This is a genomic window from Pseudomonas sp. NPDC087814 (assembly GCF_044742865.1).
Classification (GTDB): Bacteria; Pseudomonadota; Gammaproteobacteria; order Pseudomonadales; family Pseudomonadaceae; genus Aquipseudomonas.
The window spans coordinates 1-24418 of sequence record NZ_JBIUVK010000018.1 but is presented as its reverse complement, the minus strand read 5'-3'; the positions used below and the strand labels follow the sequence as shown (position 1 = coordinate 24418).

Below are 24418 nucleotides of genomic sequence, written 5' to 3'. Positions count from 1 at the left end.
TAAGAACTAACGCGAATCAGAGCAGCACCACGTCATATTGTTCCTGGGAATACATGGTTTCGACCTGGAAGCGAATGGTGCGCCCGATAAAACCCTCCAGCTCGGCTACGTTGCCGGATTCTTCATCCAGCAAACGGTCGACCACCTTCTGGTTAGCCAGGACTCTATAGCCCTCGGCCTGGTAGGCGCGTGCCTCCCGTAAGATTTCCCGGAAAATCTCGTAGCAAACCGTTTCCGGGGTCTTCAACTTACCGCGCCCCTGGCAACTGCTGCACGGCTCGCACAGCACTTGCTCCAGGCTTTCGCGGGTGCGCTTGCGGGTCATCTGCACCAGGCCCAGCTCGGTGATGCCGATGATGTTGGTCTTGGCGTGATCGCGCTCCAGTTGCTTCTCCAGGGTACGCAGCACCTGGCGCTGGTGCTCTTCGTCTTCCATGTCGATGAAGTCGATGATGATGATCCCGCCCAGGTTGCGCAGGCGCAGCTGGCGGGCGATCGCGGTGGCCGCTTCGAGGTTGGTCTTGAAGATGGTTTCTTCGAGATTGCGATGGCCCACAAAGGCACCGGTATTCACGTCGATAGTGCTCATGGCTTCCGCCGGGTCCACTACCAGGTAACCGCCGGACTTGAGCGGCACTTTGCGCTCAAGGGCTTTCTGGATTTCGTCTTCGACACCATACAGGTCGAAAATCGGCCGCTCGCCCGGGTAATGCTCCAGACGATCGGCGATTTCCGGCATCAACTCGGCAACAAATTGCGTAGTGCGCTGGAAGGTTTCCCGCGAGTCGATGCGAATTTTCTCGATCTTCGGGCTGACCAGGTCGCGCAAGGTGCGCAGGGCCAGGCCGAGATCTTCGTAGATCACGCTGGGGGCGCCAATGGTCTTGATCTGCGCGCCGATCTGGTCCCACAGGCGACGCAGGTAGCGGATGTCCATGAGGATTTCATCGGCACCGGCACCTTCTGCGGCAGTACGCAGGATAAAGCCGCCGGCCTCCTTGATGCCTTCCAGCGCCACGCAGTCACTGACCACCTTTTTCAGGCGCTCGCGCTCGGCTTCGTCTTCGATTTTCAGGGAAATACCGACGTGGGCCGTGCGCGGCATGTACACCAGGTAGCGCGAAGGAATCGACAGTTGCGTGGTCAGCCGTGCGCCCTTTGAGCCAATCGGATCCTTGGTGACTTGCACCACCAGGCTCTGCCCTTCGTGCACCAGGGCGCTGATGCTTTCGACCGCCGGGCCTTCGCGCAGGGAGATTTCCGAAGCATGGATAAACGCAGCGCGGTCCAGGCCGATGTCGACGAACGCAGCTTGCATCCCCGGTAACACACGCACCACCTTGCCTTTATAAATATTGCCGACGATCCCGCGCTTTTGGGTGCGCTCGACGTGCACTTCTTGCAGAACACCGTTCTCTACCACCGCCACGCGCGATTCCATCGGCGTGATATTGATCAGAATCTCTTCACTCATGGCTGGGTCTCGTTCAGGCGTTTTCACAATAGTGACCGATCGCTTAAGGCTTGGCGCTGGAATACGGCGTTTAGCGCACGGTAAGGTTTTGCCAACAGGGTATGCCGAATTGGCCCAGCAGTTCTGCGGTTTCGCAGACCGGCAGGCCAACGACGGCAGAGTAGCTGCCATTGAGTCCGGCGACGAACACCGCCGCCAGGCCTTGGATAGCATAGCCGCCCGCTTTGTCCTGGGGCTCGCCGCTGTGCCAATAAGTGGTGGCTTCGTCCGCTGAAATCCTGCGAAAGCGCACACGACTGCTGACCAGCTGCGTTTCGCAACGCTGGCCGTCAATCAGCGCAATGGCCGTCAACACTTCGTGTTCACGCTCGGAAAGGGCCAGCAACATGGCCAGGGCATCGGCTTGATCCACGGGTTTACCGAGGATCCGGCCGTCGAGGATCACGGCTGTGTCCGCGCCCAGCACACAGGCGCCGGTGGCATCGGCCAAGGTCGCTCGACCGGCCGCAGCCTTGCCGCGCGCCAGGCGTTCTACGTAGGACGCGGGCGATTCATTTGTAAGGGGAGTTTCATCAATGGCGGCGCTGACGACGGTGAACGGCACGCCGATCTGTGTCAGCAGCTCACGCCGCCTCGGGGAGCCCGAGGCCAGATAAAGCGAATTCATGCAGACTCTCCCTGTAGGGTTCGATAACCAGGCAGAGCCTCGCGATCCATTCAATTGATTTTATAGCGACGACGCAATCCACGCAGGCCAAAACTGACCCAGGGCCACAACAGCGCGCTGACCAGCGCGGGCAACACCAGCGCCAGGGTCGGTTGGCGGTTGCCGGTCAAGGCGCTAAGCCACAGCTGTACCAACTGCGCCAGGCCGAAGATCACCAGGATCACCAGGCACTGTTGCCACATCGGGAACATCCGCAGGCGCTGCTGCAATGACAGCACCAGGAAGGTAATCAGGGTCAGGATCAACGCGTTCTGCCCGAGCAGGGTGCCGTAGAGCACATCCTCCATCAGCCCCAGGCACATGGCCGTGACCATCCCGACCTTGTGCGGCAGCGCCAGGGCCCAGAACGCCAGCAGTAAGGCGAGCCACAGCGGGCGCAGGATCTCCATGAATTGCGGCAGCGGCGAAACGCTGAGCAGCAAGCCGATGGCAAAGGTCAGCCAGACGATCCAGCCGTTACGCGAATGAGTACCGGCCATTATTCTTCCCTCTGCCGAGTGGTTGCCGGGGCCGCAGCCGGTGGTTTGGCGGCGGCGGGCGGTTTGGCAGCGGCAGGTGTTGCAGCCGCAGGCTTGGCCGGACGCGCGCTATGGGCCACAGGCTTGACCGGTGTCGCAACCGGCGCGGCTGGTGTTGCCGGAGCGGCTGCCGGGGCAGCAGGTGCAGCCGGTTTTGGCACGGTGGCCGGAATGATCGGCGCGGTGCCGTTTTGCTTGTCTTCCGCTTCCTGGGCCTGGGCGGCTTCGTTGGCACGCTCTTCCGGGGTGCGGTTGTCACTGAACACCAGCAACAGGTAACGGCTGCGGTTCAACGCGGCGGTCGGCACGGCGCGCACAATGGCGAACGGCTGGCCGGAATCGTGGATCACTTCCTTGACCGTCGCGACCGGGTAGCCTGCCGGGAACCGCTGACCCAGGCCGGAGCTGACCAGCAGGTCGCCTTCCTTGATGTCGGCGGTGTCTGCGACGTGACGCAACTCCAGGCGTTCCGGGTTACCGGTACCGCTGGCAATCGCCCGCAGGCCGTTGCGGTTGACTTGCACCGGGATGCTGTGGGTGGTGTCGGTCAGCAACAGGACGCGAGAGGTATAAGGCATCAACTCCACCACCTGGCCCATCAAGCCACGGGCATCGAGCACCGGTTGGCCAAGGACTACGCCGTCGCGCTCACCCTTGTTGATGATGATGCGATGGGTGAAGGGGTTCGGATCCATACCGATCAACTCGGCCACTTCGACCTTCTCATTGACCAGCGCAGAGGAATTGAGCAACTCGCGCAGCCGAACGTTCTGCTCGGTGAGGGCCGCGAGCTTTTGCATGCGCCCCTGCAGCAGCAGGTTTTCGGTCTTGAGTTTTTCGTTCTCCGCCACCAGTTCGGTGCGGCTGCCAAATTGACTGGCGACACCCTGATAGAGACGCTGCGGCAGGTCAGTGATCCAGTACGTCTGCATCAGGACCAGCGACATCTGGCTACGCACTGGCTTGAGCAGTGTGAAGCGGGCATCGACCACCATCAGCGCAACCGATAGCACGACCAGCACCAACAGGCGCACGCCCAATGAGGGGCCTTTGGAAAAAAGCGGTTTAATAAGCCGCTCCTCCCAGGCAAATGTTTTCTTTATTCATACGGCATCAAACCGGCCTGGATGCAGATTGAAGAAGATAAACGCCAACAGGCAGCACTGCAAAGTGCTGCCTGTGAGCGAAACATGGGCAAACCAGCAAATTCTTATTCGCTGGAGAGCAGGTCCATGGTGTGTTTATCCATCATTTCCAGTGCACGGCCACCGCCGCGGGCGACGCAGGTCAACGGGTCTTCAGCGACGATCACTGGCAAACCGGTTTCCTGGGCCAGCAACTTGTCGAGGTCGCGCAGCAAGGCGCCACCACCGGTCAGTACCAGGCCACGCTCGGCGATATCGGAAGCCAGTTCCGGAGGCGATTGCTCCAGGGCGCTCTTCACCGCCTGAACGATGGTGGCCAGGGACTCTTGCAGAGCTTCCAGCACTTCATTGGAGTTCAGGGTGAAGGCACGTGGAACGCCTTCGGCCAGGTTGCGACCGCGAACATCGACTTCGCGAACTTCGCCGCCCGGGTAAGCGGTACCGATTTCCTGCTTGATGCGCTCGGCGGTGGATTCGCCGATCAGGCTGCCGTAGTTGCGACGCACGTAGGTGATGATCGCTTCGTCGAAGCGGTCGCCGCCAACCCGTACGGATTCGGCATACACCACACCATTGAGGGAGATCAGGGCGATTTCAGTGGTACCACCACCGATATCCACCACCATCGAACCGCGCGCTTCTTCAACCGGCAGGCCGGCACCGATCGCAGCGGCCATTGGCTCTTCAATCAGGAACACTTCACGGGCACCGGCGCCAAGGGCCGACTCACGGATGGCACGACGTTCCACCTGGGTGGATTTGCACGGAACGCAGATCAGCACACGAGGGCTGGGCTGCAGGAAACTGTTTTCGTGAACCTTGTTGATGAAGTACTGCAGCATCTTTTCGCAGACACTGAAGTCAGCAATCACGCCATCCTTCATCGGACGAATGGCAGCAATGTTGCCCGGTGTTCGGCCCAACATGCGCTTGGCCTCGGTGCCAACGGCAACGACACTTTTCTGATTACCATGGGTCCGAATGGCCACAACCGATGGCTCATTCAGGACGATACCGCGCTCGCGCACGTAAATAAGGGTGTTGGCAGTGCCCAGGTCGATGGAAAGATCGCTGTAAAACATGCCACGCAGTTTCTTGAACATGGGAAAGGGACCCTAGGCAACGCGTGGGTAAAAAAGTGCGGCAAACTCTAACAACGACAGGGATTTTGGGCAAGGCGCCAATGTGCTAAATTGGCCGACTTTCTGTGCACCAACCCCCACAATCGCGGCCATATGACCGTAGAAATGCGGTAGTGTTCCTACAATCTAACACACGGATAGCTTCCGTTCTGTTTTCCACTGGAGAATCCCATGGCGCTTGAACGCTCCGACGTGGAAAAAATCGCTCATTTGGCCTGCCTGGGCCTCAATGAAGCCGATCTTCCACAGACCACCGCAGCCCTGAACAGCATTCTCGGGCTGGTCGACCAAATGCAAGCCGTGAATACCGACGGCATCGAGCCCCTGGCTCACCCGCTGGAAGCCAGCCAGCGCCTGCGCGCCGACGTCGTGACCGAGCGCAATAATCGCGAGGCTTACCAGTCCATCGCGCCAGCGGTCGAAAACGGCCTGTACCTGGTTCCGAAAGTCATCGACTAAAGGGAAAGAGCCTGCAATGCATCAATTGACTCTGGCCGAGATCGCCCGCGGTCTCGCCGACAAAAAGTTTTCTTCCGAAGAGCTGACCACGACCCTGCTGGCGCGTATCGCCGAGCTGGACCCTAAGGTCAACAGCTTCATCAGCATCACCGAAGAGCTGGCCCTGAGCCAGGCCAAGGCCGCCGACACACGTCGCGCCAACGGTGAGAACGGCGCCCTGTTGGGTGCGCCGATTGCCCACAAGGACCTGTTCTGCACCCAGGGCATTCGCACCAGCTGCGGCTCGAAGATGCTCGACAATTTCAAGGCGCCCTACGACGCCACTGTGGTCGCCAAGCTGGCCGCTGCCGGGGCCGTGACCCTGGGCAAGACCAACATGGACGAATTCGCCATGGGCTCGGCCAACGAGTCGAGCCACTACGGCGCGGTGAAAAACCCGTGGAACCTTGAGCACGTGCCCGGTGGTTCGTCCGGTGGTTCGGCGTCCGCGGTTGCCGCTCGTCTGTTACCTGCCGCCACGGCCACCGACACTGGCGGCTCGATCCGCCAACCGGCCGCTTTCACCAACCTCACCGGTCTGAAACCGACCTACGGTCGCGTTTCCCGCTGGGGCATGATTGCCTACGCCTCCAGTCTCGACCAGGGCGGCCCCCTGGCACGCACCGCTGAAGACTGCGCAATTTTGTTACAAGGCATGGCAGGCTTCGATCCGCAGGACTCCACCAGCATTGATGAACCCGTGCCGGACTACAGCGCCAGCCTGAATACCTCGATCAAAGGCCTGCGCATCGGCGTGCCGAAAGAGTATTTCAGCGCCGGCCTCGACCCGCGCATCGCCGAACTGGTGCACAACAGCGTCAAGGAGCTGGAAAAGCTCGGCGCCGTGATCAAGGAAATCAGCCTGCCGAACAACCAGCACGCGATTCCGGCCTACTACGTGATCGCGCCGGCAGAAGCGTCCTCCAACCTGTCACGGTTCGACGGCGTGCGCTTCGGCTACCGCTGCGAAAACCCGAAAGACCTCACCGACCTGTACAAGCGCTCCCGTGGCGAAGGTTTCGGCGCGGAAGTACAACGCCGGATCATGGTCGGTGCCTACGCCCTGTCGGCCGGCTACTACGACGCGTACTACCTCAAGGCGCAAAAGATCCGTCGCCTGATCAAGAACGACTTCATGGCTGCCTTTAATGAAGTCGACGTGATCCTCGGCCCAACCACGCCGAACCCGGCCTGGAAGATCGGCGCCAAGACCGGCGACCCGATCGCCGAGTACCTGGAAGACCTGTACACCATCACCGCCAACCTCGCCGGTCTGCCGGGCTTGTCCATGCCTGCAGGTTTCGTCGATGGCTTGCCGGTGGGCGTGCAACTGCTCGCCCCGTATTTCCAGGAAGGCCGCCTGCTCAATGTGGCGCACCAGTACCAGTTGAACACTGACTGGCACACTCGCACCCCTACCGGCTTCTGAGGAGAACACTATGCAATGGGAAGTCGTGATCGGGCTGGAGATTCATACCCAGCTCGCCACCCAATCGAAGATTTTCTCCGGTAGCGCCACCACGTTCGGCGCAGAACCCAACACCCAGGCCAGCCTGGTAGACCTGGGCATGCCCGGCGTGCTGCCGGTGCTGAACCAGGAAGCGGTGCGCATGGCGGTGATGTTCGGCCTCGCCATCGATGCCGAGATCGGCCAGCACAACGTGTTCGCCCGCAAGAACTACTTCTACCCGGACCTGCCCAAGGGCTACCAGATCAGCCAGATGGAATTGCCGATCGTCGGCAAGGGCTACCTGGACATCCCGCTGGAAGACGGCACCATCAAACGTGTCGGCGTGACCCGTGCGCACCTGGAAGAAGATGCCGGCAAGAGCCTGCATGAAGAATTCAACGGCGCCACCGGCATCGACCTGAACCGCGCCGGCACCCCGCTGCTGGAAATCGTTTCCGAGCCGGACATGCGCAGCGCCAAGGAAGCCGTGGCCTACGTCAAGACGATCCACGCGCTGGTGCGTTACCTCGGGATCTGCGACGGCAACATGGCCGAAGGCTCCCTGCGTTGCGACTGCAACGTGTCGGTGCGGCCAAAAGGCCAGGCCGAGTACGGCACCCGCTGCGAGATCAAGAACGTCAACTCGTTCCGTTTCATCGAGAAGGCGATCAACACCGAAGTACGTCGCCAGATCGAGCTGATTGAAGACGGCGGCAAGGTGATCCAGCAGACCCGCCTGTACGACCCGAACAAAGACGAAACCCGCGCCATGCGCAGCAAGGAGGAAGCCAACGACTACCGTTACTTCCCCGATCCGGACCTGTTGCCGGTGGTCATCGAGGACTCGTTCCTGGCTGACGTGCGCGCCACGCTGCCGGAACTGCCACCGCAGAAACGCGAGCGTTTCCAGGCGCAGTTCGGTCTTTCGGTGTATGACGCGAGCGTGCTGGCGTCGAGCCGCGAGCAAGCCAACTACTTCGAAAAAGTCGTGAGCATTGCCGGCGACGCCAAACTGGCGGCCAACTGGGTGATGGTTGAGCTGGGCAGCCTGTTGAACAAACAGGGCCTGGAAATCGACGAAGCACCGGTGTCGGCAGAACAGTTGGGCGGCATGTTGCTGCGGATCAAGGACAACACCATCTCCGGCAAAATCGCCAAGACCGTGTTTGAAGCCATGGCCGCCGGCGAAGGCAACGCTGACGAGATCATCGAAAAGCGCGGCCTGAAGCAAGTCACCGACAGCGGCGCGATTTCCGCCGTACTCGACGAGATGCTGGCAGCCAATGCCGAGCAGGTTGAACAATACCGTGCGGCGGATGAAGCCAAGCGCGGCAAGATGTTCGGCTTCTTTGTCGGCCAGGCGATGAAAGCCTCCAAAGGCAAGGCCAACCCGCAACAGGTCAACGAACTGCTGAAAAGCAAACTCGAAGGCTAAACGCGGTGAAATGGTCGGAGCAGGACCTCACGTCCAACTCTGACCCCTTGTGGGAGCGGGCTTGTGTGGGAGCGGGCTTGCTCGCGAAAGCGGTGGATCAGTCAGCCTATTCGTTGCCTGACACACTGCATTCGCGAGCAAGCCCGCTCCCACCCAAGCCCGCTCCCACATCTGTAAGGGGGAAACCTTGAAAATGAAGCGTCTACTCGGCCTGTTGGCCCTGTTCTCTCTGCTCGCCGGCTGCGCCAGCGGCCTCATCGACCCCAACGGCTATGACGAAACCGGCTCCGCTTCCTACTACGGCGCCAAACACCACGGCAACCGCACTGCCAGCGGTGAACCGTTCAACCAGAATGCCCTGACCGCCGCCCATCGTCGCCTGCCCTTCGGCACGCAGGTGAAGGTCACCAATCTCGACAACAACAAAAGCGTCGTTGTCCGCATCAATGATCGCGGCCCGCATACCCGTGGGCGCCTGATCGACCTTTCACGCAAGGCCGCCGAACAGATCGGTATGATCGGCAGCGGCACCGCGCGCGTTCGCGTGCAAGCCCTCAGCAACTGACCGACGGAGCCCAGGCCATTTCCGCATTAACCGCCCTCTCGCCCTTTAGCCTGATCGAACTGATCAGCGGCCTGCTGCTGTTGATCTTCGGCGCAGAAGTATTAGTGCGCGCCGCCGTGCGCCTGGCGGCCAGCCTCAAGGTGCGCCCGCTGATCATCGGCCTGAGCATCGTCGCCTTCGGCAGCAGCGCGCCGCAGATGGCGATCAGCTTGCAAGCGACCCTGGCGGACAACACCGACATCGCCGTGGGCAGTGTGATCGGCAGCAGCATCTTCAACACCCTCGTGACCCTTGGCCTGGCAGCCCTGATCATTCCGCTGCGGGTCTCCCGGCAACTGGTACGCCTGGATATCCCGATGATGATCATCGCCAGCCTGCTGGTGTTTGTGCTAGCCGCCAATGAAGAACTCACGCCGATCGATGGCCTGTTACTGCTGGTGGCCCTGGTGGCCTACCTCGGCGTGCTGCTCTACCAGACCCGCCACTCCCGCCGCCCGCGCACCCGGGACACTGTGGTGCAGGCGCCGTGGCTGAGCAGCGTGCTGCTGATGCTCGGTGGACTGTTGATCCTCGTACTGGCCGGGCACCTGCTGCTGGGCGCGGCGGTGGACGTGGCCTCTGACCTGGGCCTGTCGGAACGCATCATCGGTCTGACGCTGATTGGCGTCGGCACTTCCCTGCCCTGCCTGGCGACCTCGCTGATCGCCGCCCTGCGCGGCCAGCGGGAAATTGCCGTGGGCAACGTGATCGGCAGCAACCTGTTCAACCTGCTTGGGGTGCTGGGCTTTACCGCCCTGGTGGCGCCCTCGCCGTTGTCGGTGTCGCCCAATGCCCTGGATTTCGACCTGCCGGTAATGCTCGGCGTGGTCGCCCTGTGCCTGCCGGTGTTTTATTCGGGCTACCGCGTCACCCGGGCCGAAGGCCTGGTATTCCTGGGCCTGTACCTGGTGTACGGGCTGCACGTGGTGTCGTTCACCTTCGGCATGCCGCTGGCCAACAAGCTTGAACAACTGATGCTGTATTACGTCCTGCCAGCGCTGGTGGCTTTCCTGTTGTTCACCTCGCTGCAAGCCTGGCGCCGCCAACACAAGAGGGAATCGCAATGACCGAACAGAAAAAGCCCGGCGTTGAAATGCGCCGCCAGGTGATGGGTGATGTGTTTGTCGATCGGGCGCTGGGCAATGCCACGGAGTTCAGCCAGCCGCTGCAGGATTTCGTCAACGAGCATGCCTGGGGCAGCGTGTGGAATCGCGAAGGGTTGCCGCTGAAAACCCGCAGCCTGATCACCCTCGCCGCGTTGACCGCCCTCAAGTGCCCGCAGGAACTCAAGGGCCACGTGCGCGGCGCGCTGAACAACGGTTGCACCGTGGAGGAGATTCGCGAGGCGCTGCTGCATTGTGCGGTGTATGCCGGTGTGCCGGCGGCGATTGACGCCTTCCGCGCCGCGCAGGAAGTGATCGACAGCTACCAGAAAGACGCCTAGATCCAGCCACCCGCCTGCAACACGAAAATCCCGATATTCGTGGTCACCGCCGCCATCAGGGTGGTGATCACGATAATCGCGGCCGCCAGCTCATGATTGCCCTCCGCCGCCCGCGCCATCACAAAACTGGCCGCCGCCGTGGGCGCACCGAAGTACAGGAACAGAATCCCCAGTTCCGGCCCGCGAAACCCCAGCAGCCATGCGCCAAGGGTGGCGAGCACCGGTAGCCAGACCATCTTCATCAGGCTGGCACTCAGGGCCATGTCGCCGCTTTTACGCAGTGCCGCCAGCGACAGCGTGCCGCCGATACAGATCAACGCCAATGGCAACGTCATGTCCGCCAGGTACTGCCCGGAGGATTCCAGCCAGCCAGGCAAGCCAATCTGGAAGTACGCGAAGGGCGCCGCCGCGATCACGCTGATGATCAACGGGTTGGCCAGCACGCTTTTGAAAATGCTCCACGGGTCGGACTTGATCACCGGGCTGTACACCGCCAGCACAATGGTCGACAGGGTGTTGTAGAACAGGATCACCAGCGCCGCGAGCACCGCGCCAAGGGAAATCCCGTAGTCGCCGTACATGCTGGCCGCCAGCGCCAGGCCGATCACCCCGTTGTTACCACGGAAAGCGCCTTGGGCGTAAATGCCACGGTCTACACGCGGGCACCGAAAGATCGCCCAGCCCCAGGCCAGGCCGAAGCTCAACAGCGTGGCAACGGCGAAATAGATCAGCAGGCCGGGCTTGAGGGCCGAATGCAGGTCGGCGTGGAGAATCCCGAGGAACAGCAACGCCGGCATGGTGACGTTGAACACCAGGGCCGAAGCGATGTGGATAAAGTTGTCGTTGATCCAGTTGATGCGCTTGAGCAGGACGCCCAGGAACAGCATGGCAAACACCGGCGCGGTGATGTTCAGGGTTTGTAGGAAGATTGCCAGCATGCCGGAGAGAACCTTGGGTGGGCGTCGGTAGGTGGCTAATGATAAGCCAGCATGGCCAGCTTCGTCTGGACTACCGCTTTCGCGAGCAAGCCCGCTCCCACATTTGACCGAGTTCTACCTTTGGAATGCAGTCAAATGTGGGAGCGGGCTTGCTCGCGAAGCAGGCGACTCGGTCTTAAGTAATCGGCGCGGGATTGAACAACGTAATGTCGTTATGCAGCTTGTGCTGCTCCGCCCACGTCTGTTTTTTGCCGCTGGCCACATCCAGATAGAAGTGGAACAACTCCCAACCCAACTCCTCGATCGTTGCCCGCCCAGTGGCGATCCGCCCGGCATCGATATCAATCAGGTCCGGCCAACGCTGCGCCAGCTCGGTGCGCGTCGAAACCTTCACCACCGGCGCCATCGCCAGCCCATACGGCGTGCCACGCCCGGTGGTGAACACGTGCAGGTTCATCCCCGCCGCCAACTGCAACGTGCCGCACACAAAATCACTCGCCGGCGTGGCACAAAAGATCAGGCCCTTGCGATTGAACCGCTCGCCCGGGCCAAGCACGCCATTGATCGCACTACTGCCCGACTTGACGATGGAACCCAACGACTTCTCGACAATATTCGACAACCCACCCTTCTTGTTCCCCGGCGTAGTGTTGGCGCTGCGATCCGCCTCGCCCTTGGCCAGGTAGCGGTCGTACCAGTCCATTTCCCGCACCAGTTCCCGGGCCACGTCCTGGTTCTCGGCACGGGAAGTCAGCAGGTAGATCGCATCGCGCACTTCGGTCACTTCGGAAAACATCACCGTCGCGCCCGCCCGCAGCAGCAAATCCGAGGCATAACCCAGCGCCGGGTTCGCGGTAATCCCCGAGAACGCATCACTGCCGCCGCACTGCATGCCGAGGATCAACTCCGACGCCGGTACGGTTTCCCGCCGGCGCAGGTCGAGTTTCTTCAGGCGGGTTTCGGCCAGTTCCATGATCTGTTCGATCATTTCGGTAAAGCCGTGGCTGGAGTCCTGCAACCGATACAGCCATGGCTCACTCAGGTCCACCGAGCTGTCGTTTTCATGCATCACCTGCCCGGCCTGCAACTTCTCGCAACCCAGGCTGATCACCAGGGCTTCACCGCCCAGGTTCGGATTGCGCGCCAGGTTACGCACGGTGCGGATCGGGATGTAGGCGTCGGTGGCCGTGATCGCCACGCCGCAGCCGTAGCTGTGGGTCAGCGCCACCACGTCATCGACGTTCGGGTACTTGGGCAGCAACTCGTCCTTGATGCGCTTCACCGCATGGTCCAGCACGCCCGTGACGCACTGAACCGTGGTGGTAATCCCGAGGATATTGCGCGTGCCCACGGTGCCGTCGGCATTGCGATAACCCTCGAAGGTAAAACCTTCCAGCGGCGCCTGGGTCTCGGGTACTTCAGTGGACAGCGGCAAGCTGTCCAGCGGCGGCGCCGTGGGCATGCGCAGTTGATCTTCCTGCACCCAACTGCCGCGGGGAATCGGGCGCAGGGCATAACCGATGGTCTGGCCGTAGCGAATGATGCGGCCGCCTTCGGGGATGTCTTCCAGAGTCACTTTGTGGCTTTGGGGAATGAAATCCACCGTCACCAGGCCGTCGGGAAACTCGGTCCCCGCCGGTACGCCCTGGTCGTTGACCACAATCACCACGTTATCCAGTGCGTGCAAACGGATGGAGCGTGGCGAATCGGCATGTTCAATCAACTGCATGACGCGGGCCCCTTCAGGAATGCGCTTGGGAAAGTTTAGTCAGCTCGGGGCCTTTGGCCGGCGGCTCCTTGAGCACTACGCGCTTGATCGGGCCAACGATTACCAGGTAGCTGAACACCGCCAGCAATGCGTTGGCACCGACAAACACCAGCGCCCACTTGAAGGAGCCAGTGGTGCTGATGATGTAGCCGATCACGATCGGGGTGCTGATGGACGCCAGGTTGCCGAACATGTTGAACAGACCGCCGCTCAAACCTGCGATTTGTTTCGGCGAGGTGTCGGACACCACCGCCCAGCCCAGTGCGCCAACGCCTTTACCGAAGAAGGCCAGGGCCATGAAGCCCACCACCATCCATTCGATGTCGACGTAGTTGCACGCGACGATGCTACTGGAAATCAGCAAGCCACCAATGATCGGCGCCTTGCGGGCGAAGGTCAGCGAATGGCCCTTGCGCAGCAGGTAGTCGGAAATCACTCCGCCCAACACGCCGCCGATAAAGCCGCAGATCGCCGGCAAGGACGCGATGAAGCCGGCCTTGAGAATCGTCATGCCGCGTTCTTGAACCAGGTACACCGGGAACCACGTCAGGAAGAAATAGGTGATGCCATTGATGCAGTACTGGCCCAGGTACACGCCGAGCATCATGCGGTTGGTCAGCAACTGACGGATGTAATCCCACTTCGGGCCGTCGGTTTTCTTGCCTCTGCCCTTGTCCTGGTCCATGTCGACCATGGCCCCGTTGGCAGCGATGTGCTGGAACTCGGCCTCGTTGATCATCGGGTGCTGGCGCGGGCTGTGGATAACTTTCAGCCAGATCAGCGAGAATACGATACCGATGCCGCCCATCACCACGAACACGTGCTGCCAGCCGAAGGTGTAGACGATCCAACCCATCAGCGGTGCGAACAACACAGTCGCGAAGTACTGCGCCGAGTTGAAGATCGCCGAGGCGGTGCCGCGTTCAGCCGTAGGAAACCATGCCGCCACGATGCGCGCATTTCCGGGGAAGGATGGCGCTTCAGCCAGGCCCACCAGGAAGCGCAACATGAACAGCGCAACGATGGCCGTGGAAACACCGAACTCACCGACATAGCCTTGCAGCACGGTGAACAGTGACCAGGTGAAGATACTCAGGGCGTAGACTTTTTTCGAACCGAATCGGTCCAGCAGCCAGCCGCCGGGAATTTGCCCGGCCACGTAGGCCCAACCGAATGCGGAGAAGATATAGCCAAGGGTGACCGCGTCGATGCCGAGGTCTTTTTGCAGGCTGGAGCCGGCAATCGCGATGGTGGCCCGGTCGGCGTAGTTGATCGTGGTCACCAGGAACAGCATGAGCAGGATCAAATAGCGGACATGGGTCGGCTTGGTCGCTTGCATGAAGATGTACTCCCACTAATTATTTTTTTTGCGGGTAATCAAATTGTAAGCCTGTGGCGGGCACGGACCCGCCACAGGGTGCAGCCGTTACGAACCGATGTAGCTGGTTTTCACCACGGTGTAGAACTCTTGCGCATAGCGACCCTGCTCACGCGAACCGTAGGATGAACCCTTACGGCCGCCGAATGGAACGTGGTAATCCACACCGGCAGTCGGCAGATTGACCATCACCATCCCGGCCTGGGAATGACGCTTGAAGTGGTTGGCGTATTTCAGCGAGGTGGTGGCGATACCGGCCGAGAGGCCGAACTCGGTGTCGTTGGCCATCGCCAGCGCCGCCTCGTAATCCGCCACGCGCACCACGTTGGCCACCGGCCCGAAGATCTCTTCACGGCTGATGCGCATCGCGGCTTCGCTGTCGGCAAACAGCGTCGGCGCGAGGAAGTAGCCTTCGGTGTCGCAGGTCACCAGCTCACCGCCGCTGACCAGCCGGGCGCCTTCGCTCTGGCCGATGTCGATGTACTTCAAGTCCTGGTCCAGCTGGGCCTGGGAAACCACCGGGCCGATGTCGGTGCCGGTTTTCAGGGCGTGGCCGACCTTGATCGACTTCATCCGCTCGGCCATGGCCGCGACGAACTGGTCGTGAATCCCGGCGGTGACGATAAAGCGGCTGGACGCGGTGCAACGCTGGCCGGTGGAGTAGAACGCGCTCTGCACCGACAGCTCGACGGCTTGCTTGAGGTCGGCGTCGTCGAGAATGATCTGCGGGTTCTTGCCGCCCATTTCCAACTGCACCTTGGCCTGGCGCGACACGCAGCTGACGGCGATCTGACGACCCACGCCCACCGAGCCGGTGAAGCTGATGCCGTCGACTTTCGGGCTGTTGACCATGGCATCGCCGACCACACGGCCGCTGCCCATCACCAGGTTGAACACACCGGCAGGGAAGCCGGCGCGGGAGATGATTTCGGCCAGGGCCCAGGCGCAGCCCGGTACCAGTTCAGCCGGTTTGAGCACCACGCAGTTGCCGTAGGCCAGGGCCGGGGCGATCTTCCAGGCCGGGATGGCAATCGGGAAGTTCCACGGCGTGATCAGGCCAACCACGCCCAACGCCTCACGGGTCACTTCAACGTTGACGCCCGGACGCACCGACGGCAGGTAGTCGCCGGACAGGCGCAGGCATTCACCGGCGAAGAATTTGAAGATGTTACCGGCGCGGGTCACTTCGCCGATGGCTTCCGGCAGGGTCTTGCCCTCTTCCCGGGCCAGCAGGGTGCCGAGTTCTTCGCGACGGGCGAGGATTTCGGTGCCGACTTTATCCAGCGAATCATGACGCGCCTGGATCCCGGAAGTGGACCACGCCGGAAAAGCAGCGCGCGCAGCGTCGATGGCCGCGTGGACTTGGGCGAGGTCAGCCTTGGCGTATTCGCCAATGACATCAGACAACTCCGACGGATTGATGTTGGCCGAGTAGTCGGCGCCGGCAACCCACTGGCCACCGATGTAGTTTTCAAAACGCTTGGCTTGGGACACGAATTCTCTCCTGACGCAAAAAGCCGCTGATTACTCAGCGGCCTTGGTGATGGGTTATTGCGCGCCTTGCTTGTCGATCAACGCGGCCAGGGCTTCGTATTCTTCCGGCAGCAGATCGGTCAGCGGGGTACGCACGGGGCCTGCGTCGTAGCCGACGATTTTCGCCCCGGCCTTGACGATGCTCACCGCGTAACCGGCCTTGCGGTTACGGATGTCGAGGTACGGCAGGAAGAAGTCGTCGATGATCTTGCCGACGGTGGCGTGATCTTCCCGGGCAATGGCGTGGTAGAAATCCATCGCGGTTTTTGGAATGAAGTTGAACACCGCCGAGGAGTACACCGGCACGCCCAGGGCCTTGTAGGCAGCGGCGTAAACCTCTGCAGTCGGCAAGCCGCCCAGGTAGCTGAAACGGTCACCGAGGCGACGACGGATCGACACCATCAATTCAATGTCACCCAGGCCGTCCTTGTAACCGATCAGGTTCGGGCAGCGCTCGGCCAGGCGTTCCAGCAGCGGCGCGGTCAGGCGGCAGACGTTACGGTTGTAGACCACTACACCGATCTTGACCGACTTGCACACCGCTTCAACGTGGGCGGCAACCCCGTCCTGGCTGGCTTCGGTCAGGTAGTGCGGCAGCAGCAACAGGCCTTTGGCGCCCAGACGCTCGGCTTCCTGGGCGTACTCGATGGCCTGGCGGGTGGCACCGCCGACACCGGCAAGAATCGGCACGCTGGTGGCGCAGGTATCAACGGCGGTTTTCACCACTTGCGAATATTCGCTGGCCGCCAGGGAGAAAAACTCACCGGTGCCGCCAGCGGCGAACAAGGCGGTAGCGCCGTAAGGGGCCAGCCATTCCAGACGCTTGATGTAGCCCGCCTGGTGGAAATCACCCTGGGCATTGAAATCGGTCACCGGGAAAGACAGCAGACCGTGAGAGAGGATGGACTTCAGTTCTTGTGGATTCATTATTCGAACACCCTGGGCGAAGACTTTCTGTTGTGAGATTACGGATGGTTATCTTGATGTCGTACGTCATCGTACAACTATAAAAATATTCGTCAACTGCAATTCATCGCCGCCCTTCTCGATTGCTGCTTTCTTGACGTAGGAAGTTTTTCCTCTATGCTCGGAATAACTGTATATACGTACAGTTATTACGGAAGATTCCTACGACATAGCAAGGAGCTAACATGTCAGATCTTGAACTCGCCACACCTGTGAAAACCCCGCCAACCCTGCGTTTTGAAGGCGGCGAACACACCGCCATCGGCGACGACACCCTGTTGCGTTTCGTCAAGGACGCCCCGCCGATTCCCGCCCGGCAGGTCGAATTGCACCTGCCCAATGGCCTGGCCCTGAGCTACGGCCAGATCATCGCCCTGGGCGGTGATTTCTATGGCATCCCCGGGCGCCCCATCAACGAAGGCACATCGCCCGCTGATCGTGTGCAGCGCTTTACCGATGCGTTCAACTCGCTGGCGGTATTGCCAGCATCACGGGAAGAAGCGGGCAAGATCCTGGCGGTGATGCAAAAGGAGATCAATGCGGTCAACCAGGCGATCAAGGACGGCAAGCAACCCCATGAAGCCTATGACGCACTGGGTGACACCTTGTCCGAGGAATGGAACCGCATCACCGGCGGCGGCAGTGCCGTCTCGGCGCTGATTCCGCTGGGGCGCTACCTGAAACTGGCGGCAGACAATGCCGACCACTTTGGCGAATGGGCTTTGGCGGCCTATCTGGCGGGGCATACGGCAGCCTTGCAACAAGCCGTCGTGGCGCATCAGACCGGCACCGACCAGGCGCTGGAACTGGCCTATGCCATGAACAGCTTTGCTGATCACTTTTTGACCGATCTATTTTCCGCCGGGCACCTGCGGGTACCGCGCAAGCAACTGGCGGCGGTGGTGACACCGGGTGAACTGGGCTCGCTGATCAGCCGCTTCATGCACGATGAAGACAGCAAGTTCGGGCTCAATGTGCGCAACGCCCTGGGCGAGCAGTGGCATGCCTACGGTGATAAACGCTATTTCGACAGCAACGATGCGGCCAACCGCGCCATGGTCAAACGCGCCGTGCAGGCCTCGGCCGATGAGATCTTCGAAACGTTTATCAGCGGCATGGCGCCCTCCCCGGCCAACTTCAAGGCACCGCTGTATGTGCCGGACCTGAACGCCGCGCAGAACCCGGTGAACAACTTCTCACCGCTGTTCAAGGCTGAAGGCGACAAGGTGCTGCGACGCAAGGACGTCAACAACCTGAACGACAAGCAGTGGACCAATGACTGGTGGGGTTGGAGCACGTATCTGCTGCTCAAGGACTACAAGCCGAATCAGCCGGCCTGAAAGACGTGAGTTAAGCCTCGCGCATTAACCTGTGGCGAGGGAGCTTGCTCCCGTTGGGCTGCGAAGCAGCTCCAGCAAGAACACGGGGTTCTTTCAGACAGAACTCGGGGCAATGGATTTGGGGCCGCTGCGCGGCCCAACGGGAGCAAGCTCCCTCGCCACAATGAGCTTTCAAGCCACACGCTTACGTCCAGCCTGGAATCAACCGCGCTGCGCTTCCGCCTCTTCATGGGCATGGCGCAGCCGCTCACGGCTGTTGGTCAGGTGCAACCGCATGGCCGCCCGCGCCGCATCCGAATCCTGGCGCGCGATCGCCTCATAGATCTCTTCGTGTTCGCGGCTCAGGCGGCTCATGTAGTGCTGCTGGTCATCATGGGCCAGGCGTGCCGAGTTCAGCCGCGTGCGCGGAATGATGCTGGTGCCCAGGTGGGTCATGATGTCGGTGAAGTAGCGGTTGCCGGTGGACAGGGCAATCTGCAGATGGAACTGGAAGTCCGACGCCACCGCATCACCGGCGTGGGCCGCACTTTCGTTCAGCGCATCGAGGGCAGCACGCATGCCGGCCAATTGCTCGTCGCTACGGCGCTGGGCAGCAAGCCCGGCAGACTCCACTTCCAGGCTGATCCGCAGTTCAAGGATGGCCAGCACATCACGCAGGGTGACGACAGTGGCCGGATCAATCCGGAAACCGCTGGGGCTTGGCGTATCCAGTACAAAAGTGCCGATGCCATGGCGGGTTTCTACCTGCCCGGCGGCCTGCAATCGCGAGATGGCTTCACGCACCACGGTGCGGCTGACCCCATGGGCGTCCATGATCGCCGACTCGGTGGGCAGTTTGTCGCCACGTTTGAGTTGGCCGTCGCGGATCTGCTCGGACAACACCGTGACCAATTCCTGGGCAAGGCTGCGGCGCTTGCGGGGAAGACGAGGGGCGGCGCTGGAGTTTTCCATGATCAATCATCTATCTCGGCGATCTGAAGCACGCATGATAGCCCATGGCGGTTGTACGATCACCGTCCTGTCATGACTTTCATCTATAACCGCCGGGGTTTTCGCCAGGCAAAAAAATGCCCCGGCATCGCCGAGGCATTTTCAACGCTGGCCCGAGGGCCCGCGCCTTGTTACTTCACCACTTTCAGACTCGGCCGACCGCTTGGACGCGGTGGCTCGGAATCCGGCGGCGGCACATCATCTTCGCCTTCGAGCTCGATCGCTTCGTCATCCTCAAGGGAAGACTCCAGATCAAACACCATGCCCTGGCCATTTTCCCGGGCGTAGATCCCGAGGATGGCACCGATGGGCACGAACAGCGTATGCGGCACACCGCCGAAACGCCCTTCAAAGCTGACCGCTTCATTGTCCATGTGCAGGTGTCGCACGGCACTGGGTGAAACGTTCAGGACGATTTGTCCGTCACTGGCAAAACCTTGCGGTACCTGAACCGCGGGAAACTCGGAATTGACCAGCATGTGCGGGGTGCAATCGTTGTCCACTATCCACTCATAGAGCGCGCGGACCAGGTAAGGTCGACTGGAGTTCATCAACGGCTCCTTAAGCCTTAGCGCATATCGCGTTCGACACCAGACAGACTCGCCTGGAAAGCCTCACGCGCAAACTGGCGCTCCATGTAGTCAAGCAGCGGCTTGGCAGGCCGCGGCAGTTCTATGCCCAAAATCGGCAAGCGCCAGAGTATGGGTAATAGGCAGCAATCCACCAGACTTTGTTCCTCGCTGAGGAAAAAAGGTTTGTCGGCAAACAACGGCGAAACACCGGTCAGGCTCTCGCGCAATTCCTTGCGCGCCTGAACCCGGGCCGCTTCCTTGCTGCGTGAATCCAGAATCAGGTCCACCAGGCCACACCAGTCACGCTGGATCCGATGGATCAGCAGGCGGCTGTTGGCACGCGCCACCGGATACACCGGCAGCAACGGTGGATGGGGATAACGCTCATCCAGGTATTCCATCACCACGGTTGACTCCCACAACGCCAGGTCACGATCGACCAGGGTGGGCAAGCTGCCGTAAGGGTTCACTTCGATCAGTTTCGGCGGGTGACGTCCCACCTCCACACTGATGATCTCTGCGCTGACACCCTTCTCTGCGAGCACGATGCGTACTCGGTGGGAATAGTGGTCGGCGGGGTCGGAGTAACAGGCCAACCGATTGGTCACGCCCATGGCGGTCCTCCTCGCTTGTTGAAATTATCGGAAGCTCAAAAACGAGCGCGCCCAGTGAGCATCTCCGTGACGCCTGGATAAACCAGACTTACCTTCAGAGATGCCGCTGGGCGCGCAAGATTAACAGCAATTACTTACGGTTGGATCAATGCACATCCTTCCAGTATTCGCGTTTCAGCAGATAGGCGAACACGAAGAAGAAGGCCAGGTACAGCAACACATAGGTACCAATGCGCTGATGCTGCAGCTTCACTGGGTTGGCCGAGTAGGCCAGGAAGGTCACCAGATTCTTGACCTTCTCGTCGAACTGCTCTTCGTTCAGCGTGCCGGTCTTCGGCACTATGGTCAGCTGATCGCACGCTTCATGAGTCAAAGGCGTACCGGTGAGCGGATCATACTGCTTCTTGCCGTCTTCGACGATTTGTACTTGCTTGCATCCTACCACTTGGCGACCTTGCAGGCCGACCAGAACGTTAGGCATACCGACGTTCGGGAACACTTTGTTGTTCACGCCGTAGGGACGCGTCGGGTCTTCATAGAAGGATTTCAGGTAGCCATAGAGCCAATCGGTGCCACGCACACGGGCCACCAGGGTCAGGTCGGGCGGTGCAGCCCCGAACCAGGTCTTGGCGTCGGCCGGTTGCATGCCGATGGTCATGTGGTCGCCGATCTTCGCCCCGGTGAACACCGAGTGGCTCAGCATCACGTCATGGGGAATGCCCAGGTCGTCGGCCACTCGCTCGTAACGCTGGAACTTGGCGCTGTGGCAGCCCATGCAGTAGTTGGTGAACGTACGCAGCCCGTCCTGCATTGCGGCTTTGTCCGAGACGTCGATGTCGACTTTTTCCAGCTCTGGGCCGTGTTCAGCGGCGAAGGACAGCAGCGGCAGGGCCGCAAGAATGAATGCAACGAATAATTTTTTCATCAGCCAGTCACCCTTTCCGGTACCGGTTTGGTCTTCTCGAGCCGGGTATAGAACGGCATCAGAATGAAGTAGGCGAAGTACAGGAAGGTGCAGACCTGCGACAGCAACGTACGCTCCGGGGTCGGCGCCAATACGCCCAGTACACCCAGGATCACGAACGCAATGCAGAACACCCACAGCCAGATCTTGCTCAGCCAGCCCTTGTAGCGCATGGACTTGACCGGGCTACGGTCGAGCCACGGCAGCACGAACAGCACTGCAATCGCTGCGCCCATGGCGATAACGCCCATGAGTTTGTCGGGAATCGCCCGCAAGATCGCGTAGAACGGAGTGAAGTACCAGACCGGGGCAATGTGTTCCGGGGTCTTGAAGGCGTTCGCCTGTTCGAAGTTCGGTTTCTCGAGGAAATAACCGCCCATCTCCGGGAAAAAGAACACGATCGAGCAGAAGATGAACAGGAACACCACCACACCGACGATATCTTTCACGGTGTAGTACGGGTGGAACGGAATGCCGTCCAGTGGTACGCCGTTTTCGTCCTTGTGCTTCTTGATATCCACGCCGTCGGGGTTGTTCGAACCCACTTCGTGCAACGCCAGGATGTGCAGCACTACCAGGCCCAGGATCACGATCGGCAAGGCCACCACGTGCAAGGCGAAGAAGCGGTTCAGGGTGATCCCGGAGATCAGGTAGTCACCGCGAATCCACTGGGTTAGGTCGTTGCCGATGACCGGGATCGCACCGAACAGCGAGATGATCACCTGGGCGCCCCAATAGGACATCTGGCCCCACGGCAGCAGGTAGCCCATGAAGGCCTCGGCCATCAGCGCCAGGTAGATCAGCATGCCGAACACCCACACCAGCTCGCGAGGCTTCTGGTACGAGCCGTAGAGCAGGCCACGGAACATGTGCATGTAGACGACGATGAAGAACGCCGAGGCGCCGGTGGAGTGCAGCAGACGCAGGATCGAGCCGTACTCGACGTCGCGCATGATGTATTCGACGGAGGCGAAGGCTTCTTCGGCCGACGGGGTGTAGCTCATCGTCAGCCAGACACCGGTAACGATCTGATTGACCAGTACCAGAAGTGCCAGGGAGCCAAAGAAATAGAAGAAGTTGAAGTTCTTCGGTGCGTAGTACTTGCTGAGGTGGTCTTCCCACATCTTGGTGGCGGGGAAGCGCGCATCCACCCAATCCATGAACTTGCTCATCAGGCTTTCTCCCCCTCGTCGACGCCAATGACAATGACACTGTCAGTCTCGTAGTGATGTGGCGGAACTGGCAGGTTCAGTGGTGCAGGTTGTGACTTGTAGACGCGGCCAGCGAGGTCGTAGTGAGAACCGTGGCACGGGCAGAAATAGCCCCCGACCCAGTCCTTGCCCAGGTCCGCGGGCGCCACTTCCGGGCGGAAGGTGGGAGAGCAACCCAAGTGGGTGCAGATACCGATCAGCAGCAGAATTTCCGGCTTGATCGAGCGAATTTCCTTATCGACGTAAGCGGGTTGGTCGGAATTCTTCGAGTCGGGGTCGGACAGCTGGCCCTCGATCTTCTTCAGATTTCCCAGGATTTCCTCGGTACGACGAACGATGAACACTGGCTGACCGCGCCATTCAGCAATCATTTGCTGGCCTGGATCGATCTTGCTGACATTCACCTTCACCGGTGCACCTGCGGCTTTCGCCTTGGCACTGGGAAACCATGACCCCACGAACGGGACCGCAGCCCCCACCGCTCCTGCAGCACCCACCACGGATGTGGCTGCTACCAAGAAGCGACGCCGGCCTGCATTCACGCCGTCATTGCTCATTCAGTCCTCTCCCATCAGCTTTGTGGCCTGTTAAATCAGGCGTCTACTAAGTGTTAAATCTGAACTTATAAAAATTTTGCCGAATGGTAATGAAAAGCCCCACGTCTGACAAGGTAATTACCCCCGGCACTGGCTCCAAGCCTTTGAGTATAGGGGCTCTACGGATGTGGCAAGTTGTCACACAGATTTTTTTACATAAATAGCAGGCAATAAAAAACGCCCAGCTCCGTGAGGAGGCTGGGCGTTTTCTGGAACGTAAAAGCGAATTAACGCTTCGAGTACTGCGGACGCTTACGCGCTTTACGCAGACCAACTTTCTTACGTTCAACTTCACGAGCATCGCGAGTCACGAAGCCAGCTTTGCGCAGAGCGCCACGCAGGGTTTCGTCGTACTGCATCAGAGCGCGAGTGATACCGTGGCGGATTGCGCCAGCTTGACCACTTACACCGCCACCGATAACGGTGACGTAGATGTCGAACTTTTCAACGGTCTCGGTCAATTCCAGCGGCTGACGAACTACCATGCGGGCAGTTTCGCGACCGAAGAAATTTTCCAGAGTGCGGTTGTTGATCGAGATGTTACCAGTACCCGGACGCAGGAAAACGCGAGCGGTAGCGGTTTTGCGACGGCCAGTGCCGTAATTTTGAGTCGCCGACATAATGAACTATTCCGTTAAAACTTCAGTTCTTGGGGCTGCTGAGCAGCATGAGGGTGAGCAGCGCCCGCATAGACTTTCAGCTTGCGATACATGTCGCGACCCAGTGGGCCCTTCGGCAGCATACCTTTGACCGCGATTTCAATCGGGGCTTCAGGCTTTTTGGAGATCAGGCCTTCGAAGTTCGAAGACTTGATACCGCCTGGGAAACCGGAGTGACGGTAGTACATTTTGTCTTGCGCTTTGTTGCCGGTAACACGTACCTGCTCGGCGTTGATGATGACAATGTAGTCACCGGTATCAACGTGAGGGGTGTACTCAGGCTTGTGCTTGCCACGCAGACGGCTGGCGACTTCAGTGGCCAGACGACCCAGGGTCTGACCAGCGGCGTCGACGACAAACCAGTCGCGGTGAACGGTGTCTGGTTTTGCCGTTAAAGTTGTCTTTCTTTATTAGCCTCAGGGGCCGCGGTGTAATTTAGACGGCGGTTCTTG

The 24418-nt window shown here is 60.3% G+C and carries 24 protein-coding genes and 1 pseudogene; 7 read left to right on the top strand and 18 right to left on the bottom strand.

What is annotated here, in order from left to right:
* Positions 1-16: 16 nt before the first annotated feature.
* The 5 genes from rng to mreB form a co-directional block, all read right to left on the bottom strand.
* Complete coding sequence (rng, locus tag ACIOMR_RS15895) at positions 17-1474, bottom strand: ribonuclease G (RefSeq protein ID WP_003216085.1); 1458 nt, start codon at positions 1472-1474, stop codon at positions 17-19.
* A 70-nt stretch (positions 1475-1544) separates the two neighbouring features.
* The gene (locus ACIOMR_RS15890) at positions 1545-2141 is read right to left on the bottom strand and encodes a nucleoside triphosphate pyrophosphatase (RefSeq protein ID WP_003216083.1); all 597 of its coding nucleotides are present in this window, start codon (positions 2139-2141) and stop codon (positions 1545-1547) included.
* Positions 2142-2191: 50 nt separating this feature from the next.
* The gene (gene mreD / locus ACIOMR_RS15885) at positions 2192-2680 is read right to left on the bottom strand and encodes a rod shape-determining protein MreD (protein WP_003216081.1); all 489 of its coding nucleotides are present in this window, start codon (positions 2678-2680) and stop codon (positions 2192-2194) included.
* Positions 2680-3789: a rod shape-determining protein MreC gene (mreC, locus tag ACIOMR_RS15880; protein WP_080673268.1), complete on the bottom strand. Its 1110-nt coding sequence runs from the start codon at positions 3787-3789 to the stop codon at positions 2680-2682. Before mreC ends, mreD begins: the two co-directional genes overlap by 1 nt.
* Positions 3790-3929: 140 nt before the next feature.
* On the bottom strand, positions 3930-4967 hold the full coding sequence (gene mreB / locus ACIOMR_RS15875; RefSeq protein WP_401195126.1) for a rod shape-determining protein MreB: 1038 nt from the start codon (positions 4965-4967) through the stop codon (positions 3930-3932).
* Between the two features lie 210 nt (positions 4968-5177).
* Here mreB and gatC point away from each other — a divergent pair, with 210 nt between their 5' ends.
* The 6 genes from gatC (at position 5178) to ACIOMR_RS15845 (ending at position 10437) form a co-directional block, all read left to right on the top strand.
* Positions 5178-5465: an Asp-tRNA(Asn)/Glu-tRNA(Gln) amidotransferase subunit GatC gene (gene gatC / locus ACIOMR_RS15870; protein ID WP_003216077.1), complete on the top strand. Its 288-nt coding sequence runs from the start codon at positions 5178-5180 to the stop codon at positions 5463-5465.
* A gap of 16 nt (positions 5466-5481) precedes the next feature.
* Positions 5482-6933 carry an Asp-tRNA(Asn)/Glu-tRNA(Gln) amidotransferase subunit GatA gene (gene gatA, locus ACIOMR_RS15865; RefSeq protein WP_401195123.1) on the top strand — a complete coding sequence of 484 codons (1452 nt, stop codon included), beginning with the start codon at positions 5482-5484 and terminating at the stop codon, positions 6931-6933.
* A gap of 10 nt (positions 6934-6943) precedes the next feature.
* Positions 6944-8389 (top strand): Asp-tRNA(Asn)/Glu-tRNA(Gln) amidotransferase subunit GatB, encoded by a 1446-nt coding sequence (gene gatB / locus ACIOMR_RS15860; RefSeq protein WP_003216073.1) that lies wholly within the window; start codon positions 6944-6946, stop codon positions 8387-8389.
* Positions 8390-8582: 193 nt separating this feature from the next.
* On the top strand, positions 8583-8954 hold the full coding sequence (locus ACIOMR_RS15855) for a septal ring lytic transglycosylase RlpA family protein (protein WP_003216071.1): 372 nt from the start codon (positions 8583-8585) through the stop codon (positions 8952-8954).
* 59 nt (positions 8955-9013) lie between these two features.
* Positions 9014-10060: a calcium/sodium antiporter gene (locus ACIOMR_RS15850; protein ID WP_032899620.1), complete on the top strand. Its 1047-nt coding sequence runs from the start codon at positions 9014-9016 to the stop codon at positions 10058-10060.
* Entirely contained in the window at positions 10057-10437 is a 381-nt protein-coding gene (locus ACIOMR_RS15845) for a carboxymuconolactone decarboxylase family protein (protein ID WP_003216068.1), read from the top strand. Before ACIOMR_RS15850 ends, ACIOMR_RS15845 begins: the two co-directional genes overlap by 4 nt.
* Here ACIOMR_RS15845 and ACIOMR_RS15840 read toward each other — a convergent pair.
* From ACIOMR_RS15840 to kdgD, 5 genes are all read right to left on the bottom strand, one after another.
* On the bottom strand, positions 10434-11375 hold the full coding sequence (locus ACIOMR_RS15840) for an AEC family transporter (RefSeq protein WP_401195119.1): 942 nt from the start codon (positions 11373-11375) through the stop codon (positions 10434-10436). The two genes, ACIOMR_RS15845 and ACIOMR_RS15840, sit on opposite strands and share 4 nt — an antisense overlap.
* Before the next feature lie 175 nt (positions 11376-11550).
* On the bottom strand, positions 11551-13104 hold the full coding sequence (gene garD / locus ACIOMR_RS15835) for a galactarate dehydratase (protein WP_177020453.1): 1554 nt from the start codon (positions 13102-13104) through the stop codon (positions 11551-11553).
* Between the two features lie 13 nt (positions 13105-13117).
* Positions 13118-14482 carry an MFS transporter gene (locus ACIOMR_RS15830; protein ID WP_167662905.1) on the bottom strand — a complete coding sequence of 455 codons (1365 nt, stop codon included), beginning with the start codon at positions 14480-14482 and terminating at the stop codon, positions 13118-13120.
* Between the two features lie 87 nt (positions 14483-14569).
* Complete coding sequence (locus tag ACIOMR_RS15825) at positions 14570-16015, bottom strand: aldehyde dehydrogenase family protein (protein ID WP_003216060.1); 1446 nt, start codon at positions 16013-16015, stop codon at positions 14570-14572.
* Between the two features lie 54 nt (positions 16016-16069).
* Positions 16070-16981, bottom strand: coding sequence for a 5-dehydro-4-deoxyglucarate dehydratase (kdgD, locus tag ACIOMR_RS15820; RefSeq protein ID WP_003216058.1), 912 nt, complete (start codon positions 16979-16981; stop codon positions 16070-16072).
* Between the two features lie 224 nt (positions 16982-17205).
* On the opposite strand from kdgD, the gene ACIOMR_RS15815 reads away from it, so the two are divergent.
* Entirely contained in the window at positions 17206-18360 is a 1155-nt protein-coding gene (locus tag ACIOMR_RS15815; RefSeq protein ID WP_177040249.1) for a phospholipase, read from the top strand.
* A 201-nt stretch (positions 18361-18561) separates the two neighbouring features.
* Here ACIOMR_RS15815 and ACIOMR_RS15810 read toward each other — a convergent pair whose 3' ends face one another.
* The 8 genes and pseudogenes from ACIOMR_RS15810 to rplM all read right to left on the bottom strand — a co-directional run.
* Positions 18562-19311, bottom strand: coding sequence for a FadR/GntR family transcriptional regulator (locus ACIOMR_RS15810; RefSeq protein WP_008437251.1), 750 nt, complete (start codon positions 19309-19311; stop codon positions 18562-18564).
* 170 nt (positions 19312-19481) lie between these two features.
* A complete protein-coding gene (locus ACIOMR_RS15805) occupies positions 19482-19901 on the bottom strand; it encodes a ClpXP protease specificity-enhancing factor (RefSeq protein ID WP_003216051.1) in 420 nt (139 codons plus the stop codon).
* A 17-nt stretch (positions 19902-19918) separates the two neighbouring features.
* The gene (locus ACIOMR_RS15800; RefSeq protein ID WP_003216049.1) at positions 19919-20536 is read right to left on the bottom strand and encodes a glutathione S-transferase N-terminal domain-containing protein; all 618 of its coding nucleotides are present in this window, start codon (positions 20534-20536) and stop codon (positions 19919-19921) included.
* Between the two features lie 145 nt (positions 20537-20681).
* Complete coding sequence (locus tag ACIOMR_RS15795) at positions 20682-21461, bottom strand: cytochrome c1 (RefSeq protein ID WP_003216044.1); 780 nt, start codon at positions 21459-21461, stop codon at positions 20682-20684.
* The gene (locus tag ACIOMR_RS15790) at positions 21461-22672 is read right to left on the bottom strand and encodes a cytochrome bc complex cytochrome b subunit (protein ID WP_003216042.1); all 1212 of its coding nucleotides are present in this window, start codon (positions 22670-22672) and stop codon (positions 21461-21463) included. The genes ACIOMR_RS15795 and ACIOMR_RS15790 overlap by 1 nt, the downstream gene beginning before the upstream one ends.
* Positions 22672-23268, bottom strand: a complete 597-nt coding sequence (gene petA, locus ACIOMR_RS15785; protein WP_003216040.1) for a ubiquinol-cytochrome c reductase iron-sulfur subunit — start codon at positions 23266-23268, stop codon at positions 22672-22674. Before petA ends, ACIOMR_RS15790 begins: the two co-directional genes overlap by 1 nt.
* Positions 23269-23534: 266 nt before the next feature.
* On the bottom strand, positions 23535-23927 hold the full coding sequence (gene rpsI, locus ACIOMR_RS15780) for a 30S ribosomal protein S9 (protein ID WP_003216038.1): 393 nt from the start codon (positions 23925-23927) through the stop codon (positions 23535-23537).
* A 14-nt stretch (positions 23928-23941) separates the two neighbouring features.
* Positions 23942-24364, bottom strand: a pseudogene (rplM, locus tag ACIOMR_RS15775) (50S ribosomal protein L13); the annotation flags it as partial.
* Positions 24365-24418: the final 54 nt, after the last annotated feature.

Coding starts and splice junctions, on each gene's coding strand:
- rng (WP_003216085.1), bottom strand. CDS start 1,474: ATGAGTGAAGAGATTCTGATCAATATCACGCCGATGGAATCGCGCGTG.
- ACIOMR_RS15890 (WP_003216083.1), bottom strand. CDS start 2,141: ATGAATTCGCTTTATCTGGCCTCGGGCTCCCCGAGGCGGCGTGAGCTG.
- mreD (WP_003216081.1), bottom strand. CDS start 2,680: ATGGCCGGTACTCATTCGCGTAACGGCTGGATCGTCTGGCTGACCTTT.
- mreB (WP_401195126.1), bottom strand. CDS start 4,967: ATGTTCAAGAAACTGCGTGGCATGTTTTACAGCGATCTTTCCATCGAC.
- gatC (WP_003216077.1), top strand. CDS start 5,178: ATGGCGCTTGAACGCTCCGACGTGGAAAAAATCGCTCATTTGGCCTGC.
- gatA (WP_401195123.1), top strand. CDS start 5,482: ATGCATCAATTGACTCTGGCCGAGATCGCCCGCGGTCTCGCCGACAAA.
- gatB (WP_003216073.1), top strand. CDS start 6,944: ATGCAATGGGAAGTCGTGATCGGGCTGGAGATTCATACCCAGCTCGCC.
- ACIOMR_RS15855 (WP_003216071.1), top strand. CDS start 8,583: ATGAAGCGTCTACTCGGCCTGTTGGCCCTGTTCTCTCTGCTCGCCGGC.
- ACIOMR_RS15845 (WP_003216068.1), top strand. CDS start 10,057: ATGACCGAACAGAAAAAGCCCGGCGTTGAAATGCGCCGCCAGGTGATG.
- ACIOMR_RS15840 (WP_401195119.1), bottom strand. CDS start 11,375: ATGCTGGCAATCTTCCTACAAACCCTGAACATCACCGCGCCGGTGTTT.
- garD (WP_177020453.1), bottom strand. CDS start 13,104: ATGCAGTTGATTGAACATGCCGATTCGCCACGCTCCATCCGTTTGCAC.
- ACIOMR_RS15830 (WP_167662905.1), bottom strand. CDS start 14,482: ATGCAAGCGACCAAGCCGACCCATGTCCGCTATTTGATCCTGCTCATG.
- kdgD (WP_003216058.1), bottom strand. CDS start 16,981: ATGAATCCACAAGAACTGAAGTCCATCCTCTCTCACGGTCTGCTGTCT.
- ACIOMR_RS15815 (WP_177040249.1), top strand. CDS start 17,206: ATGTCAGATCTTGAACTCGCCACACCTGTGAAAACCCCGCCAACCCTG.
- ACIOMR_RS15810 (WP_008437251.1), bottom strand. CDS start 19,311: ATGGAAAACTCCAGCGCCGCCCCTCGTCTTCCCCGCAAGCGCCGCAGC.
- ACIOMR_RS15805 (WP_003216051.1), bottom strand. CDS start 19,901: ATGAACTCCAGTCGACCTTACCTGGTCCGCGCGCTCTATGAGTGGATA.
- ACIOMR_RS15800 (WP_003216049.1), bottom strand. CDS start 20,536: ATGGGCGTGACCAATCGGTTGGCCTGTTACTCCGACCCCGCCGACCAC.
- ACIOMR_RS15795 (WP_003216044.1), bottom strand. CDS start 21,461: ATGAAAAAATTATTCGTTGCATTCATTCTTGCGGCCCTGCCGCTGCTG.
- ACIOMR_RS15790 (WP_003216042.1), bottom strand. CDS start 22,672: ATGAGCAAGTTCATGGATTGGGTGGATGCGCGCTTCCCCGCCACCAAG.
- petA (WP_003216040.1), bottom strand. CDS start 23,268: ATGAGCAATGACGGCGTGAATGCAGGCCGGCGTCGCTTCTTGGTAGCA.
- rpsI (WP_003216038.1), bottom strand. CDS start 23,927: ATGTCGGCGACTCAAAATTACGGCACTGGCCGTCGCAAAACCGCTACC.